At 41.2% G+C, this 267-nt stretch carries 1 pseudogene; it reads right to left on the bottom strand.

From position 1 onward, the window contains the following. A pseudogene (locus GNF10_RS37560) lies at positions 1–267 on the bottom strand (transcriptional regulator); the annotation flags it as partial.

Raw genomic sequence — 267 nt, forward strand, 5'->3', positions numbered from 1 at the left:
ACCATATTGATAGAATGCAGTGCGTTCTTTGCATCCTTGCTTGTTTAAGAAATATTGGCTCCATGTCCCGGCTTTGACTTTAAATGTTAGCCCAACGAGATATTTACAACCCAATTTATCTTCTTGAAAGTGGTGCTGAATACTTACTAAGTCCCACAAGCGGCTATTGGTGACTGAAAACCCCTTGACTTGCCCTTGCTGAGGCCAGTCCATAGAAATAATAAGTGAGCAAGCTTGCTGCACAAGATTTTTCATTAGGGCTAGTTT

The sequence above is a fragment of the Nostoc sp. UCD121 genome, assembly GCF_014222285.1.
In the GTDB taxonomy this organism is placed as follows: Bacteria; Cyanobacteriota; Cyanobacteriia; order Cyanobacteriales; family Nostocaceae; genus Nostoc.